This is a genomic window from Streptomyces sp. NBC_01176 (assembly GCF_045039825.1).
Taxonomy (GTDB): Bacteria; Actinomycetota; Actinomycetes; order Streptomycetales; family Streptomycetaceae; genus Streptomyces.
The window spans coordinates 2,174,726-2,191,334 of the sequence record NZ_CP108600.1 but is presented as its reverse complement, the minus strand read 5'-3'; the positions used below and the strand labels follow the sequence as shown (position 1 = coordinate 2,191,334).

The 16,609-nt window shown below is 72.1% G+C and carries 13 protein-coding genes; 5 read left to right on the top strand and 8 right to left on the bottom strand.

Annotated features, from left to right (window positions below):
* Positions 1 to 5 precede the first annotated feature (5 nt).
* Positions 6 to 3,053 (top strand): alpha-mannosidase, encoded by a 3,048-nt coding sequence (locus tag OG199_RS09240; RefSeq protein WP_405828989.1) that lies wholly within the window; start codon positions 6 to 8, stop codon positions 3,051 to 3,053.
* A gap of 78 nt (positions 3,054 to 3,131) precedes the next feature.
* Here the strand turns inward: OG199_RS09240 and OG199_RS09235 are convergent, their stop codons facing one another.
* Together OG199_RS09235 and OG199_RS09230 are read right to left on the bottom strand one after the other, a co-directional pair.
* Positions 3,132 to 4,820 (bottom strand): carbohydrate binding domain-containing protein, encoded by a 1,689-nt coding sequence (locus OG199_RS09235; protein ID WP_405828988.1) that lies wholly within the window; start codon positions 4,818 to 4,820, stop codon positions 3,132 to 3,134.
* Positions 4,821 to 5,063: 243 nt separating this feature from the next.
* A complete protein-coding gene (locus OG199_RS09230) occupies positions 5,064 to 6,254 on the bottom strand; it encodes an ATP-grasp domain-containing protein (RefSeq protein ID WP_356807147.1) in 1,191 nt (396 codons plus the stop codon).
* A gap of 289 nt (positions 6,255 to 6,543) precedes the next feature.
* Between OG199_RS09230 and OG199_RS09225 the strand changes: the two genes are divergently transcribed.
* Together OG199_RS09225 and OG199_RS09220 are read left to right on the top strand one after the other, a co-directional pair.
* Positions 6,544 to 7,452, top strand: coding sequence for a metallophosphoesterase family protein (locus OG199_RS09225; protein WP_401805101.1), 909 nt, complete (start codon positions 6,544 to 6,546; stop codon positions 7,450 to 7,452).
* On the top strand, positions 7,400 to 8,287 hold the full coding sequence (locus OG199_RS09220) for a 4'-phosphopantetheinyl transferase (RefSeq protein ID WP_405828985.1): 888 nt from the start codon (positions 7,400 to 7,402) through the stop codon (positions 8,285 to 8,287). Before OG199_RS09225 ends, OG199_RS09220 begins: the two co-directional genes overlap by 53 nt.
* Before the next feature lie 161 nt (positions 8,288 to 8,448).
* Here the strand turns inward: OG199_RS09220 and OG199_RS09215 are convergent, their stop codons facing one another.
* Complete coding sequence (locus OG199_RS09215; RefSeq protein ID WP_356807141.1) at positions 8,449 to 8,691, bottom strand: hypothetical protein; 243 nt, start codon at positions 8,689 to 8,691, stop codon at positions 8,449 to 8,451.
* 218 nt (positions 8,692 to 8,909) lie between these two features.
* On the opposite strand from OG199_RS09215, the gene OG199_RS09210 reads away from it, so the two are divergent.
* Positions 8,910 to 9,956 (top strand): alpha/beta hydrolase, encoded by a 1,047-nt coding sequence (locus OG199_RS09210; protein ID WP_356807139.1) that lies wholly within the window; start codon positions 8,910 to 8,912, stop codon positions 9,954 to 9,956.
* Positions 9,957 to 10,196: 240 nt separating this feature from the next.
* Here OG199_RS09210 and OG199_RS09205 read toward each other — a convergent pair whose 3' ends face one another.
* The 4 genes from OG199_RS09205 to OG199_RS09190 are packed head-to-tail and all read right to left on the bottom strand — an operon-like array spanning position 10,197 to position 14,102.
* The gene (locus OG199_RS09205) at positions 10,197 to 11,657 is read right to left on the bottom strand and encodes an FAD-dependent monooxygenase (protein WP_405828983.1); all 1,461 of its coding nucleotides are present in this window, start codon (positions 11,655 to 11,657) and stop codon (positions 10,197 to 10,199) included.
* Positions 11,641 to 12,867: an MAB_1171c family putative transporter gene (locus OG199_RS09200; protein WP_266703708.1), complete on the bottom strand. Its 1,227-nt coding sequence runs from the start codon at positions 12,865 to 12,867 to the stop codon at positions 11,641 to 11,643. Before OG199_RS09200 ends, OG199_RS09205 begins: the two co-directional genes overlap by 17 nt.
* A gap of 15 nt (positions 12,868 to 12,882) precedes the next feature.
* A complete protein-coding gene (locus OG199_RS09195) occupies positions 12,883 to 13,413 on the bottom strand; it encodes a toxin-antitoxin system, toxin component (protein ID WP_356807152.1) in 531 nt (176 codons plus the stop codon).
* A gap of 32 nt (positions 13,414 to 13,445) precedes the next feature.
* Positions 13,446 to 14,102 carry a helix-turn-helix transcriptional regulator gene (locus tag OG199_RS09190; protein ID WP_266703710.1) on the bottom strand — a complete coding sequence of 219 codons (657 nt, stop codon included), beginning with the start codon at positions 14,100 to 14,102 and terminating at the stop codon, positions 13,446 to 13,448.
* A gap of 219 nt (positions 14,103 to 14,321) precedes the next feature.
* Here OG199_RS09190 and OG199_RS09185 point away from each other — a divergent pair, with 219 nt between their 5' ends.
* Positions 14,322 to 14,978, top strand: coding sequence for a hypothetical protein (locus tag OG199_RS09185; RefSeq protein WP_405828981.1), 657 nt, complete (start codon positions 14,322 to 14,324; stop codon positions 14,976 to 14,978).
* Positions 14,979 to 15,178: 200 nt separating this feature from the next.
* Here the strand turns inward: OG199_RS09185 and OG199_RS09180 are convergent, their stop codons facing one another.
* Entirely contained in the window at positions 15,179 to 16,588 is a 1,410-nt protein-coding gene (locus OG199_RS09180) for an aminopeptidase P family protein (protein ID WP_405828979.1), read from the bottom strand.
* Between the last annotated feature and the right edge of the window lie 21 nt (positions 16,589 to 16,609).

Genomic DNA, 16,609 nt, shown 5'->3' with positions numbered 1-16,609 from the left:
TTCTCATGCACGACGAACGCCGCCGGATCGAGGAGCGCGTCCAGCGCGTCCACGACCAGCGCATCAAGCCCGCCGTCCACGCCGCCTCCGTACCCCTCGAGGTCGAGGCCTGGCAGGCGCCCGGTGAACCGGTCCCCTTCGACGAGGCCGCCGCGGCGCCGTACGAGCCCTTCGCGATGGGCACCCCCTGGGGGCCGCCGTGGGGCACCACCTGGTTCCGGATGCGCGGGGCCGTCCCCGAGGACTGGGCGGGCAGGCGTGTCGAGGCCGTCTTCGACCTCGGCTTCGTGGGGGACTGGCCCGGCAACCAGGCCGAGGCGCTGGTCCACCTCCCCGACGGGGTCCCGCTGAAGGCGGTCAACCCGCAGAACCAGTACGTGCCCATCGCCCGTCCGGCCGCGGGCGGGGAACGCGTCGACTACCTCGTCGAGGCGGCCTCGAACCCCGACATCCTGGCGGACGACTTCGCGCGCCCGACCCCGCTCGGCGACCGGCTCACGGCGGGCTCCGAACCGCTCTACACCTTCCGGCGCGCGGACATCGCCGTTCTCGACGAGGACGTCTGGCACCTCGACCTCGACGTCCAGGTGCTGCGCGAGCTGATGACGGAGCTCGCGGAGGCCGACCCGCGCCGCCACGAGATCATGATCGCGCTCGACCGGGCGCTGGACGCGCTGGACCTGGACGACATCTCCGGGACCGCCGGCGCGGCGCGCGCCGTCCTGGCGCCCACCCTGGCCAAGCCCGCGCACGCCAGCGCCCACACCCTCTCCGCCGTGGGCCACGCGCACATCGACTCCGCCTGGCTCTGGCCGATCCGCGAGACCAAGCGCAAGACCGCCCGCACCTTCTCGAACGTGACCGCGCTCGCCGAGGAGTACGAGGAGCTGGTCTTCGCCTGCTCACAGGCCCAGCAGTACGAGTGGGTGCGCGACCACCACCCGCACGTGTGGGAGCGCATCAAGAAGGCGGTCGCCGACGGGAACTGGGCGCCGGTCGGCGGCATGTGGGTGGAGGCCGACGGCAACCTGCCCGGCGGTGAGGCGCTGGCCCGCCAGCTCATCCACGGCAAGCGGTTCTTCATCGAGCACTTCGGCATCGAGACCAAGGGCGTGTGGCTGCCGGACTCCTTCGGCTACAACGCGGCCTACCCGCAGCTCGCCAGACTCGCCGGCAACGACTGGTTCCTGACCCAGAAGCTCTCCTGGAACCAGACCAACAAGCTGCCGCACCACAGCTTCTGGTGGGAGGGCCTCGACGGCACGCGCATCTTCACGCACTTCCCGCCCGTCGACACCTACAACGTGGAGTTCTCCGGCAAGGAGATGGCGCACGCCGTCCGCAACTACCAGGACAAGGGCCGCGGTTCGACATCACTGGCACCCTTCGGTCACGGCGACGGCGGTGGCGGCCCCACCCGCGAGATGATGGAGCGGGCCCGTCGGCTGGCGAACCTGGAGGGTTCGGCGAAGGTACGCGTCGAGCACCCGGACGCCTTCTTCGCCACCGCGCGCGAGGAGATCCCGGCGGACCAGGTCTGGTCGGGCGAGCTCTACCTGGAGCTGCACCGCGCCACCTACACCTCGCAGGCCCGTACCAAGCAGGGCAACCGGCGCAGCGAACACCTCCTGCGCGAGGCCGAGTTGTGGGCGACGACGGCCGCGCTGCGGGCGCCGGCGTACGCCTACCCGTACGAGCGGCTCGACCGGCTCTGGAAGACGGTCCTGCTCCACCAGTTCCACGACATCCTGCCCGGCTCGTCCATCGCCTGGGTGCACCGCGAGGCCGAGGCGGAGTACGCGCGGGTGGCGCGGGAGGTGGAGGCGATCACGGAGGAGGCCGTGGCCGCGCTGGGCAGCGGCGGCGCCAGGGTGTTCAACGCCGCCCCGGTCGACCGCGCCGAAGTGGTGCGTACCCCCGCGGGCGTCCCGGTCCACGTCGAGGTCCCGGCGAACGGCAGCGCGCCGCTGGGCACGGCCGGGCCCGCGCGGCCGGTGACCGTCGACGGCCGTGTCCTCGACAACGGTCTGGTCCGCGTCGAACTGGCCGACGACGGCACCCTGGCGTCCGTGCGGGACCTGACGGCCGACCGCGAGGTCCTCGCCGACAAGGGGAACCTCCTGCGTCTGCACAGCGACCTCCCGAACCACTGGGACGCCTGGGACATCGACAAGCACTACCGGAACCGCTACACGGATCTGCTCGACACCGAATCCGTGACCGTGGCCGAGGACGGACCGCTGCTCGGCGCCCTGCGGGTGGAACGCGCCTTCGGGAAGGGCTCGCGGATCGTCCAGACGATCACCGTACGGGCGGGCAGCCGCCGGATCGACGTCGAGACCGAGATCGACTGGCACGAGACGGAGAAGATCCTCAAGGCCGCCTTCCCGGTGGACATCAGGGCCCCGTACTCCTCCGCGGAGATCCAGTTCGGCCACGTCCAGCGCCCCACCCACACCAACACCAGCTGGGAGTCGGCCCGTTTCGAGGTCTACGGCCACCGCTGGGTGCACATCGCCGAGCCCGGCTACGGCGTCGCTCTCATCAACGACTCGACCTACGGCCACGACGTCTCCCGCACGGTCCGCGAGGACGGCGGGACGACGACGACCGTGCGGCTCTCCCTGGTGCGTGCCCCGCGGGTGCCCGATCCCGACGCCGACCAGGGCAGGCACCGCTTCACCTACGCGCTGCTGCCGGGGGCGAGCGTCGAGGACGCGGTCGCGGCGGGCTACGCGCTCAACCTGCCGCTGCGCGTGGCCGATTCGGCCGGCAGCGACGTGCCCGTCGTCTCCGTCGACGGCGAGGGCGTCACCGTCGAGGCGGTCAAGCTCGCCGACGACACCTCGGGCGATGTCGTCGTACGCCTCTACGAGTCACGCGGCGGCCGGGCCACCGGCACCCTGCGCACGGGCTTCCCGCTCGCGGGGGCGCAGGTGACCGACCTGCTGGAACGCCCGCTGAGCGAGGCGGAGACCGACGGGGACGCGGTGGCGGTGTCCTTGCGGCCGTTCGAGGTGCGGACACTGCGGCTCGCCGTGCGGAGGCACTGACCGTCCGGGACCGCCGTGCCGAAGCGAGTACGGGGGTACCCGGCCGGGTGACGGCCGGGTACCCCCGCGCGGGAGGTGTCAGCCGGTGAACCCGGCGGTGATGGAGGTGAACTGCCAGGTGCTCTGGCTGATGCCGGAGCAGTTGCTCACCACACCGCCCCCGGGGCAGGACCGGTCACGGTTGACCGCCCAGTAGGCGAGCCGGGCGATGTGGTGCGCGTTCGCCCAGTCACGGATCTGGCCCCAGATCGCCGGGGTCGTGTTCTCCTGCTGGTCGCTCAGCCCGTTCATGCCGGAGATGCCGATGTGGGAGTACGCGGTGGCGTCGTCCCATCCGAAGGTCGACTTCAGCTTGGCCTTCAGCCCCTCGGCGGCGTTGACGGTGTTGCCGTACATGTCGGAGCCGCCGCCGAAGTCGAACGGCATGATGGTGAAGACGTCGATGCCCGCGTTGAGCGACTGCGCCTGCTCGATGAGCCGGTTGCCGTAGTACGTCGGACCGGTCGTCGAGGTGCCGAAGGTGACGATCGTACGCAGGCCGGGGTTGTTGGCCTTCACGGTCTTCAGCGCGGTCAGGATCTTCGCCTGGACGGCCTCGTTCTCGAACTCGTCGGTGTTCTCGATGTCCATGTCGATCGCCTTGAGACCGTAGGCGTCGATCACCTTCTGCAGCGCACCCGCCAGCGCACCGGCGGAGGAGCAGTTGGCGCCGAGCTTGCTGCCCTGCCAGCCGCCGAAGGACGGGACGACGTCACCGCCCGCGGAACGGATCTGGTTGATGACGGTCTGGTCGGTGCCGCCGGTCAGCGGCCGGCTGCTGTCCCAGGCGGGGTTGCAGCCGCCCGAGTCGAGCATGAACGCCATCGTGAACCACTTGATCCCGGTCGAGCTCATCACCGAGGTCGCGCTCGGCGGGTCGCCCCAGCCGAGGTAGAGGTAGGGCGCCGCCTGCTTGAAGCCGGTGGGGCCGCCACCGCCCGCGCTCGTGGTCACGCTCACGGAGTTCGAGGCCGCGGAGGTGTTCCCGGCCGCGTCCCGTGCCTTCACCGTGAAGGTGTACGCCGTGCTCGGCGACAGCCCGCCGACCGTCGCGCTGGTGCCGGAGACGCTGAGCACCTGGTTCGAGCCGCTGTAGACGTCGTACGCGCTGACGCCGACGTTGTCGCTCGACGCGCCCCACGACAGCGACACGCTCGACGAGGTCTTGCCGGTGGAGGTCAGGTTCGTCGGCGTGGTCGGCGCCTGGGTGTCGGAGCCCCCGCCGCCGCCCGGACCGTCGAGGCTGATGTCGTCGGCGTAGTAGGTGCCCTGCGCGTACCAGCCGTGGACGTAGATCTTGGCACTGGTCTGCGAGGCGCCGGTGGTGAAGGAAACGGAGAGCCGGCTGTACGCCGACGGGGACGTGGTCCAGGTCGAGGCACCGCCGTCCACGCCGAGGTAGACATAGTTGCCGCGCACCCAGCCCGAGAGGCTGTACGTGGTGTTCGGCTGCACCGGGACGGTCTGGCTGCACTGGGCGTTGTCACTCGAACTCACCGCGCCCGCGAGGGCCTTGGAGCCTGCGTGCACGGGGCTGGAGACCACCGAGCCGAGGTTCCCGGTGCAGGACCAGGGGGAGAGACTGCCCGACTCGAAGCCGGGATTGGAGAGGATGTTGGCCGCCTGGGCCGTGGTGGGGAGGGCGACCGCCCCGGCCAGGGCCAGGGCGGCGGTGCCGAGCAGAGCGAAGAAGCGACGTCTGGAACGTCCGAGGTCGGTGATGCGCACGCGATCTCCCTGAAGAAATGGGGGTGTTCGGGAGTGCTGAGAGGTGCGCCACCAAGTTGGTATGGACCAATCACGCTGTCAAGACGCTGGGCGAGAACTGGTCCGGACCGGTGGACCGACAAGGGTGGCAAGGGGAGTGAAGCACCGAGGCAGGGGGAGCGAGGGACACGTGGGAACGCGGCGCGGACGGCGGAGGAAAGGGGGGAGTGGGCCGGGCTCGGGGGCGGGCGGGCTCGTCGGCGGTCAGGCGGGAGCGATGGCGGCGCTGCTCGCACCCGCGGACGCGGGCGTGGCGGCGGACGAGGCTGCGGACGCCGCGGCCGGTGCCGTGGTGACCTCCGCCGCCGGGGCCGGGACGGCCGGCAGCGTGGGCGCGGGGGCGTGGGCGTCGGTGCGCTGGTGCGGCAGCGACACCGGGCGCACCGGACGCGGCCCCGCCACCACGGTGTAGTCCGGTGCGAGCGTCGGCGGCAGCAGTTCGCCCGTCTCCTCGCCGAGGGCCAACTGCACTGCTGCCCAGGGGGCGTTGACGCCACACTGGGCGAGCTGGTGCAGACCGCCCGCCGGACGGGTGTTGACGTCCATGAGAACCGGCTCGTCGCCGAAATCACGGAACTGGATGTTCGTCAGATAGTGCAGCCCGAACGCCTCCGCGAGCAGCCGCGCCGGCTCGATCCACGAAGGGTGGAGCGTGAAGCCCCGGCGACGACCGTTCTTGGTCCGGCCCACCGCCATACGGACCCGGCCGTCCGGACCGGTCAGGCAGTCCACGGACACCTCCGGCTCCGCCAGACGCGGCATGACGAGCCAGTCGACGGGTTCGTCGGCCTGCCGCATCGCCTCCACCACCAGGTCGAGCGGCACGTACGGGCTCGGGAACCCGTTGAGGTGCATCATCGAGAAGGGGGTCCGCGTCAGGACGCGGAAACCCACCCCGCCCGCGCCCGCCGCGGGCTTGAAGCAGGCCCGGTGGCCATCGGCCTCCAGCGCCTCGACCGCCGCCACCAGCTCCTCCGGGGTACGCACCCGCCACCACGGGGGCACCGGCACGCCCACGGCCTGTACCGCCTGGTACGCGGTCGCCTTGTCCTGGAAGACGGCCACGGCCTCGACGGTCGGCGCCAGCAGGGCCGTACCGAGCGCGGCGAACTCCGCGCGGTGCGCCACGATGGCCGGCTGGTGCAGGACGGGCACGAACACGTCGATGGCGTGCCGTGCGCACTGGTCGAGCGCGTACTCGACGTAGGCGGCGGGGGAGAGACCCTCCGGCTCCATGGCGGCGGTGTCGGCGGCCGCCAGCACGGGGGAGTCGGGATCACCGTGCGTGGCATGGATCTCGACCGCGCGGCGCTGCGGATTACTTCGCAGCTGGTCCATGAAGAACACGTTCTCCGCGTACGTGCGGTTGAGCCAGACGCGTACGCGAGAGACCATGCAGGCCGCCTTTCACGGTTCCCGGGCACGGCGGAGCGGGCCGTGCCCGGCCAAGGGGGAGGGAGGAACACCAAGCCGCCGTACGCCAAGGAAGGTCCAAGGCGGCCGTGTTGGGGCGATCATAAGGGGAGCGGGACCGCAGTGGTGCTACGGGCCTGTTACGGAATTTCCGGGACACGGCACCGAACGCCCCGGGCCGGAACGGGCCCCCGCCGCGCGCGGTCCGTTCTTGTCCCGCGAGGGTGAATGTGTTCTTGTGTTTCCAGTCCTTTTCTCGGAGGTGGCGAGGGTGCGGTCGACGGCCGGCGGACACGGAAACCTGCTGGCCATCAGCGACCTGCACATCGGGTATCCGGAGAACCGCGCCCTGGTCGAGGAGATGCGTCCCTCGACGGACGACGACTGGCTCCTGGTGGCCGGTGACGTCTCGGAGACCGTGGCCGACATCCACTGGGCCCTCGAAACACTCGCCGGACGCTTCCGCAAGGTCGTCTGGGTGCCGGGCAACCACGAGCTGTGGACCCATCCGAAGGACACCGTGACGCTGCGCGGTGTGGAGCGCTACGAGCATCTCGTGACCCTGTGCCGGGAGCTGGGCGTCACGACCCCCGAGGACCCCTACCCGATCTGGGACGGGCCGGGCGGCCCCGTCGTCGTCGCGCCGCTCTTCCTGCTCTACGACTACTCGTTCCTGCCGCCGGGCTGCGCGACCAAGGAAGAGGGCATGGCGTACGCGGAGAAGACCGGGGTGATCTGCACCGACGAGTACACCCTGCACCCCGACCCCTATCCGAGCCGTGAGGCCTGGTGCCGGGCCCGGGTCGCCGAGACCGGGCGCAGGCTCGCCGAGCTGCCCGAGGACCTGCCCACGGTGCTGGTCAACCACTATCCGCTGGACCGCCACCCGACCGACGTCCTGCGCTATCCCGAGTTCGCGATGTGGTGCGGCACCGGGCTGACGGCCGACTGGCACCGACGGTTCCGCGTCGAGGTCATGGTCTACGGTCATCTCCACATCCCGCGGACCACCCACCACGAGGGGGTCCGCTTCGAAGAGGTCTCGGTGGGCTATCCCCGCGAGTGGCGCCCACGCCCCGGGCCGCCGGGAAGGCTGCGCCGCATACTGCCGATGGAGGTCGGAACCGGTGATCGAGGAGCTGCTCCCGGACTCGGTCGTGAGCGTGGAGGCGCTCGGTGACGACGCGGCCGGGGGCGCGCGGCTGTATCCCGAGGAAGAGGCGCTCGCGGCGTCGTTCGTACACAAACGGCGCAGTGAGTTCGCCGCCGTACGCGGCTGTGCCCGGCAGGCCATGGAGAAGCTCGGGGTGGCGCCGCGCGCCATTCCGCGCGGGGACAGCGGAGCGCCGATCTGGCCTGCGGGGCTGATCGGCAGCATGACGCACTGCGAGGGCTACTGTGCCGCGTCCCTCGCCCGCGCCGGTGACCTGGCCTCCCTGGGCATCGACGCCGAACCCCACCAGGAGCTCCCCGAGGACGTGATCGTCTCGGTGGCGCTGCCCACCGAGAACGACCGCCTGCGCCGGCTGGCGGAGCGGGACCCGTCCGTGCACTGGGACCGGCTGCTCTTCAGCGCCAAGGAGTCGGTCTACAAGGCGTGGTTCCCGCTCATGGGCCGGTGGCTCGACTTCCTGGAGGCGGACATCGACCTCTTCGAGGACGGCGGCCCCGCTGCGCACGGCGCCGGAGCGGGGGTTTCCGCGTCCGGGGGTTCCACGTCGGGGTCTGCGGTGAGCGGGTCTGCGGTGAGCAGAGGTCCGGTGAGCAGGGGGCCACTGAGCAGGGGCGCCGTGACCGGGCACGCCGTGTCCGGGAATTCCGTGTCCGGGGACTCCCTGAGGGGTCCCGTCACCGGCGGTCCCGAACGGTCCGGCGGATTCCGGGCCACGCTCCTCGTACCGGGACCGCTGGTGGGCGGGTGCCGGATCCAGTGCTTCGACGGGCGCTGGACCGTCCGGCAGGGCCTGCTGGCCACGGCCGTCGTCGTGCCCCACGGCGGAACGGGCGCGGTCTAGGAACAGGACCGGCCTCCCTGCGGCCGGGACGGCCCTCCCCACCGCCGGGGCCGCCCACCTCCTGGCCGGGTCCGCCGTCCCGCGGTCGGCCTCCGCTGCCGCGGGCCCCGCACGAGTCCTGCCGCGGCGCCGCGCCGGTACGCCGTCCGGGGCGCGGGGCTTCAGGGCAGCCGCCCGCCGGGCTCCGGACACCAGCGGCGCAGCAGCCGGAAGAACTCCTCCTCGTTGCCCGCGAGTCCGGCCGCCGCCAGCGCCCGCTCCGCCTCCGCGAGCGCGGACGGCGCCACCACAGGCGGCCGGTGCGTGTCCGGCGTACCGTCGAAAGCGGCCCGTACGGTCTGGAGGAGACGCAGATAGGCCTGCACGGCGGCGCGTTCGTGGTCGGTCAGTACGGCGGTCGGCATCGGACGGCTCTCCCCGGGTCGGCTGGTCGTGAGCGGTGCGTGGCACTACGTGACCCCAGCTTGCCGTCCACCACTGACAATGCCGTTTCGATGTGCGGGGGTTCGCCCGCTTAGCGGAGGCGAAACCTCACGGAAATCCCTGGTGGGACAGGAGCCCTAGGCTGGGAGGAGGAGCTGGAGGCCGTCCGCTCGGCGGCCCGGGAACAGGAGGTGAGCCCGTGGCCGACGTACCGCCTCGGCGTCCGAGGCGAAACCTGCGACTGCGCTCGGTGGGCGGCGGCGCGGAACTGCGCCTGCAGCATCGCGTTGTGCACGGCTACCGGCGTGCCTACCGCGTGGCGGGCGAGGGCCCCGCGCTGGTCCTCATCCACGGCATCGGCGACTCCTCGGCGACCTGGGCGGACCTGATCCCCGACCTGGCCCGCACCCACACCGTGATCGCGCCCGACCTGCTGGGCCACGGCGCCTCCGACAAGCCGCGTGCCGACTACTCGGTGGCCGCGTACGCCAACGGCGTCCGCGACCTGCTGACCACGCTCGACATCGAGTCCGCGACCCTGGTCGGTCACTCGCTCGGCGGAGGCGTCGCGATGCAGTTCGCCTACCAGTTCCCCGACCGTACGGAACGGCTGATCCTGGTCAGCGCCGGCGGCGTCGGCGGCGAGGTCAACCCGGTGCTGCGGGCCGTCTCGCTGCCGGGTGCCCACCTCCTGCTGTCCACCCTGCGACTGCCCGGCATGAGACTCCAAGTAGGCCTGTTCTTACGCCTGATGACGCTCCTGGACACCGACCTGGGCCAGGACGCGCCGGAACTGCTGAACCTCGTGGACGCCCTGCCCGACGCGACCTCCCGCAGCGCGTTCATCCGCACCCTGCGCGCCGTGGTCGACTGGCGCGGCCAGTCGGTGACCATGCTCGACCGCTGCTATCTGACCGAGGGCATGCCCACGATGCTGCTCTGGGGCGACCGGGACAGCGTGGTGCCGGTGCGGCACGCGTACGGGGCGCACCGGGCGATGCCCGGCAGCAGGCTGGAGATCTTCGAGGGCGCGGGTCACTTCCCCTTCCACAGCGACCCGGCGCGCTTCCTCAACCTCGTCGAGGAGTTCACCAGCACCACCAGCCCGGCCGACTGGAGCCGCGAGCACTGGCGGGAACTGCTGCGCGCCGGCCGCCCCGGCACGACGGTGGGGCAGCCGGACACGGCGCACAACCGGGCCGTCGAACGCGACCTGCGGGAGGCGAGCGAACGCAGCGCGACCTGATGCCTGACACCCGACGCTTGCCGCTGCCGCCTCCGGGGCGGCGCACGCCGTCCCGGAGACGGCGCACGCTCCGGACGGGCCGGCTCCCGCCCCCACCGCGGGAGGCCCCGGACCCGCGAGCGCCGCTCCGATCCGAGTCGGCGCCGCTCGCGCCGGGCGACGCCGCCACCCGTTCGGCCGAGTCCGGTCACGCCGGATCGGAACCGGTCCGGTAGGGGGCGCGGCGCCGTCCCGCGCGGGTCAGCCCGCGGCCGGTGCCACCGAGGGCTCCGGCGCGCCGAGCACCGCCGCGCGCTCGTCGGGCGTGAGCGGCGGCTCGGTCAGCGGGGAACGCCGCGGACCGCGCAGCACCTCGAAGAGCACCCGGGGTCTGACGAGCACGGTCAGCGGCGCGGAGAGGGTGATCACGGAGAGGAAGGCCTCGGCGACCAGTGGGCGTCCTGCCGCGGTCCGCGTCAGCCGTTCCACGTAGCGGCCGAGCAGCTTCCGCGCCACGCCGGGCTGCTCGCCGATCGCGTCGGGGTAACGGATGTCGGTTCCCGTGGCCAGTTCCCAGGCGATCGTCACCGGGAGCCCCACCGCTCGCTGTACCCGCCGCGCGAGCCCGGGAGCCGCGGTCCCGTGCTCGGCCACCTGCCCGCGCAGCGCCACCGCACCCTGGGCGGCCACCGACATGCCGTGCCCGTAGACCGGGTTGTACGTGGCGACGGAGTCGCCCAGCGCGACGAACCCCTCGGGCCAGTCCCGCACCTTCTCGAAGAAGCGCCGCCGGTTGATCGTGCTGCGGGTGAGCACGACGTCCGTCAGCGGCTCCGCGTGCGCGATCAGCTCGCCCACCACGGGATGCCGGACAGCGCGCGCGAACAGCTCGAACTCCTCGGCCGAGGCGGTGGGTTGTCCGCCGCGGGTGCCCGAGAGCGTCACCAGCCAGCGGTCGCCCTCCAGCGGCACGATGGTCGCGGACCGCGCGGGCACGGGCTGCGCCGGGTCGGGCTGCACATTGACCACCGGGTACTCCGCGGTGCCCGCCGGCGCCCGGAAGACCCGGCTGGCGTAGGCGAGTCCGGAGTCGACCTCGTCCATCGGAGCCTGCGGGACGCCCAGCGCGTCGAGCCACGCGGTCGACCGCGAGCCGCGTCCCGAGGCGTCCACCACCAGATCGGCCTCCAGAACACGCTCGGCGCCGTCGGACGTCCGTACGCGCACACCGGTCACCCGGGAGGCGTCCCCCTCGAGCCCGAGCAGCTCCGTACCGTCCAGGACGGTCACCCGCTCCATGCCCGCGACCTGCTCGCGCAGCACCGAGTCGAGCAGATCACGGCTGCACGAGATCATGAACTCCATCTCGGGCCAGCGCCGCAGCCAGCCCCGCGCCGACAGGGTGACCAGTCCGGTCGGCAGCGGGATCCGGCGGGCGCCCGCGGCGAGCCAGGCGGCGGTCACACCGGGAAGCAGCTCCTCCATCGCGCGGGCGCCGCCGGACCACAGCAGATGGGCGTGCCGGGCCTGGGGCAGACCCTTGCGCGGTTCGGGCCCGGCGGGCAGGACGTCACGCTCGACGACGGTGACGTCGGCGTACGCGTGCAGGGCCGCGGCGGCCAGCAGGCCGGCCAGCCCGGCGCCGATGACGACGGCCCGACCGGAGGCCGGGGCGCGGTCGTCTGCTGCCGCGCCCCGGGGGGCGCTAGCGGGATTGCTCATGGAAGTCGCTCTCTGACCTGGTGGCGGCGCGCCCTCGGGCGGCCGCGACGACGGGTGACTGACGCAGGGCCATCGACATCCGCACGAGGTCGCGTGGCCCGTCGGGGTAGGCGTGTGCGGACCCGGGTCCGACGGGGGCGGTGGCCGCCTCCGCCGCGCTGATGACCCGGCCCTCGGGGTCGGCCGCCCTGGCCCGTACCGCCGCCGTCACCATCGCCGCGTCGGCCTCGGCCTGTGCCTGGACGGGCTCGGAGCCCGCCGCCACGGCAGCGTCGTAGGCGAGGGCGCGCGCCTCGGAGTCGAAGTAGGGGTACAGGCCGAGCATGCCGTCGTGGATGTCGGACTCCCGCTGGGTGACCTGGAGTTCGGCGGGGGACCACCACGAGATCCGCACGGCGCGGTCCTCGTGGGCCGAGACCGACTTCAGTTCGCGCCACAGCGGCCCGAGCCGGCGGTACGTCGACCAGGTGCACCAGCTGTCCCCGATGCGCTGGCAGGCCAGCGGCAGCAGGAAGCCGACCGCGCTGACCTGGGCTCCGACCGAGGCCAGCACCGGTGCCACGTCGGTACTCAGGCTGTCCAGGTCGGTGCCGTTCCAGCGGGCGCCCACGGCGATGAACTTGAGTGCCGAGTAAGGGATGTTGAAGAGGAAGCCGAACGCGATCGTCAGCAGTCCGGCCCGCAGCCAGCCGCTCACCTGCAGTGCCCAGCGCCAGCACATGACGTTCATCGCGACGCCCGCGACGGTCAGCGAGGCGAGGTAGAGCACGATCATCTCGCGGATGAACGGGGTGTTCGCGTAGTAGGTGTCGAGGTCGCGCAGCCGCTCCTCGCGGCAGTCCCCGAGCAGGTACAGCACGACCAGCGCCACGCTCACCACGCCGTACCCGGTGATCCAGCGACGGGAGAGCCGGCGGGTCACCTCGGCGGGTCCGCCGCGCCAGTTGATGATCAGCACCAGACAGGAGGCGCTGAAAGCGGTCAGCAGGCAGTAGACGAGGGGCGCCGAGACGTTGGGGATCCCCGTCAGGTCGTTGACCTCACCGATGGTCGGCGGTGCCGCGAAGAGGAAGACCAGGCAGGCCAGCGCCAGCAGGACGCCCACGGACCTCAGCAGCGGGTCGCGCCAGCCCCGGATCAGGGTGGGCGCCTTCACGGCCAGGGCGACGCCCATGGCGACCGCCGGGACGTAGTAGCTGGATCCGTCCATTCCTGGAGAGTGTCCTCAGCCCTGCGGTCCGCGATAGCCGAGGGACGCCTCGATCCGGCCGGCCAGACCGTCCCGGCTCACCGGCCCGCGCAGCGATGAACCGGCCAGCCACGTACGACACTTGCTGGCGAGCAGCAGACCGAAGCTCTCGGCCTCCTTCTCGTCCGCGAGGTCGAACCGGGTGCGCGCGGCGACCTTCAGGACGGTCGCCTGCAGGTCCGCGTCGTCGCTGAGCAGACGGGCGGCCACGGCCGCGCCCTCGACATGGTGGCCGCGGTGCCCGGCCTTCATGTGCCACAGCTCATGGCCGAGGATCACCAACTGGTGGTCGGGGGCGGTGCGTTCCTCGATGACGACCAGGTCCTGCTCGGCCATGTCGAGCCACAGCCCGCTGGCGGTACCGGGCGGGAACACGGCCGTACGGAACCGGACGGGGCGGCCACGGCGTCTGCTCATGGCGTCGCACAGGGCGGCGTACAGGGTGGCGGGCTCCGCCGGCGCGGGGAGCGAGAGCTCCGCGACCAGCTCGCCGCACAGTCGGCGCATGTCCCTTCCGATGCCCACGGTTCTCCCCCGGCTCATGACTCGGGCCGCTTGACGCTTTCCAAGAGCATGTCCAGCCACTCGGCGACCTTGTCGCGGTGCTGGTCGGTGGGCAACTGGGCGGCCCGCCAGGCGATGCCGCGGACGCCGTGGTCCTGCAGCAGTCTCTCCAGCGGGTCGTCGGCCGCCGCGGCCGCCTCGCGCTCGCGGTCGGCGAGCTGTTGCAGCAGCTCCTGCTCGGAACGCTGCAGGGCACCCACGAGCGCCTCGGAGTCCTCGGCCGTCAGGAATCCCGCGTGCACCCGGAAGAAGCGCTGGATGGCGTCGCAGTGCTCCATGGTGGGGCGCCGGTCGCCGTTGATGAGAGCGCCCGCCTGCTGACGCGACATGCCCGCGCCGTCGGCGATCTCCTGCTGGGTGTATCTGCGCCCGTTGGGCTTGAGCCGGGTGCGGCGCAGCAGGTCGAGACGCTGCAGGAAGCGGGCCTGCAGATCGGGCTCGCCGGCTGGGCGGCCGCCGAGCAGTGCCCGCACCACGGGCTCCGGAACGCCGGACTCCGCCGAAAGGCGCCGTACGTCGAAAACCTCGGTGTGCTGCACACCGAGCCGGTCGGCAAGCGCGGTGACCCGGGCCACGACGGCCGGCAGCAGAACCGTCGCCGTGGCGCCCGGAACTTCGAAGCCATCCGTCACCGACAGATCTCCTACGTCTCTCTCAGGTCTTTCACATGATGCTCAGGACCCCCGGAGACTAGTCGCTCGCTCGAACTCACATCCAGGTCTCGCCACAACTGTGGCGCGAATCAGCCGTCAACAAGCGCCAAATGCCACGATAGTTGACACGACTGAGCTCGGGGCATCAGGATCGGGGCGCCGCGTGAAGGCCGCATAGGCAAGAGGGGTGACCTCCCGATGGCGTACCAGGCAGGAAGGCAGCGGTCCCAGCCGCGACCTGTCCCCGAGAGCCCCGAGGCTCAGGCGTATCTCCAGGACTACGCCAGCCTCCTCGATGCCGTGCCGTTCCCCTCCGTCGTCTTCGACCACCGTTGGGACGTCGTCCTGTCCAACGCCGCGTTCCAGACACTTTTCGGCGGCGTCGGCCCTCATCCGACGGCGATGCCGGGGGACAACTTCCTCCGGTTCGTCCTCTTCCATCCGGACGCGGCCACCGTCCTCGGCGAGCACGAGGCGAGCTGGTGCCTGCCGATGCTGGCCCACTTCGCCGCCGCCGTGGAGCGGGACGGGCAGGACCGCGGGCTGCAGTCGATCCGCCGGGACATCGCCCAGGACCCGATCATGGAGGCGGCCTACCGGCACGGCCTGCCGCACTGGATCCGCGCGGTGGGCCAGGACGCCGTCGAGCACGACGGGGCGGTACGGCCGCTGATCCACCCCGACCCCCGCTGGGGGCGCACGGACTGCCGGATCGTCGACGAGACCCCCAAGAACCTCCAGGACATGGGCTACACGCGGATGACCCTGGTCCTGCGCGAGACGCGCCGCGGCGCGCAGCCCCCGCGCAGGTTCGCCCGGACGCGCCTCGGCGGCACCCACCTCAGGGTCGTCTGACACCCGGTGCCGGGGTCCCGGCACCGGGCGTGTCCGACCAAGGGCTGTCCCGTGATCCCGGGCGGGCGCACGACGACACTTACGGCGCCTCGCCGCGTTGTCGGATCGCCCTAATGCACCCGGTACGAGGACGACCCTCCGCCTTGCGACGCACCGCATCCGACGCCGCGCGCTGATCCACCGGGATTACGGGACCGCCCTTAGCCGGCGAACTCCCGCATCCAGGACTCGACTTCGTCGGCCGAGCGCGGCAGAGCGCCCGACAGGTTCTCGTGGCCGTCGGCGGTGACCAGCAGGTCGTCCTCGATCCGGACGCCGATGCCGCGCCACTCCTCGGGCACGGTCAGGTCGTCGGGCTGGAAGTAGAGGCCCGGCTCGACGGTCAGCACCATGCCCGGCTCCAGCACCCCGTCGACGTAGTCCTCGTTGCGGGCCTGCGCGCAGTCGTGCACGTCGAGGCCGAGCATGTGACCGGTGCCCGCCATGGTGAAGCGGCGCTGCAGGCCGAGCTCGTACGCGCGCTCGGCCGGCCCCTCGACCAGGCCCCAGGACACCAGCCGTTCGGTCAGGGACCGCTGGGCCGCCTCGTGGAAGTCGCGGTACCGGGCGCCCGGCTTCACCGCGGCCATCCCGGCCTCCTGCGCCTCGTGCACCGCGTCGTAGACCTTCCGCTGGAGCGGGCTGAACGTGCCGCTGATCGGGAGGGTGCGGGTGACGTCGGCGGTGTAGAGGGTGCGGGTCTCCACGCCCGCGTCGAGCAGGAGCAGTTCGCCCGGGCGGACCCGACCGTCGTTGTCCGTCCAGTGCATGATCGTGGCGTGCTCGCCCGCGGCGCAGATGGAGCCGTAGCCGACGTCGTTGCCCTCGACCCGGGCGCGGCGGAAGAAGGTGCCCTCGATCCAGCGCTCCGAGGTGGCCACCGCCTGGGACAACTCCCTCACCACGTCGGTGAACCCACGCACCGTGGAGTCCACGGCCCGGCGCATCTCGCCGATCTCCCACGCGTCCTTGACCAGCCGCAGACCGGACAGCGCCTCCTCCAGCTCGGCGTCCCGCTCGTCGTTCGCGCCGGGCGTGGCGTCCAGCGCGGGGTCGTGGCCGCGTACGACACGGGTCGGTGTCCGGGTGTCCCGCAGTTGCTCGGGGAGTGCGCGGATGTCCCGGCAGACCAGGCCGAGTTCGCGCTCCGACTCGGCGAGGGAGCGGCGGCGGCCCGTCCAGAGTTCGGCGGTCATGCCGGTCCAGAACCCGTCGGTGTCCCGGCCGTCACGGGGGAGCCGGTAGCAGTACGCGTCGTGACCGCCCTCGGGCCGGGGTTCCAGGACCAGGGCGCAGTCCCGGGACTGATCGCCCGTCAGGTGGACGTAGCCGGTGTACGGGCGGAACGGGTAGTGGCTGTCGTTCGAGCGGACCCTGAGGGTTCCGGAGGGGATGACGAGTCGCTCGCCGGGGAACAGCGCGCCCAGCGCTGCGCGGCGGCGGGCCGCGTACGGTGCCTGCTCGACGGGTTGCACGTCGCGGCGCTCGGTGTCCGCCCAGCCCGTTCGCATCAAGGCGGACAGTTCCTCGGAGATCTCTCGGTACAGACCGTTCTTCCGGGCCTCGGCCACGGTGGGCACCTCTTCTGTCGG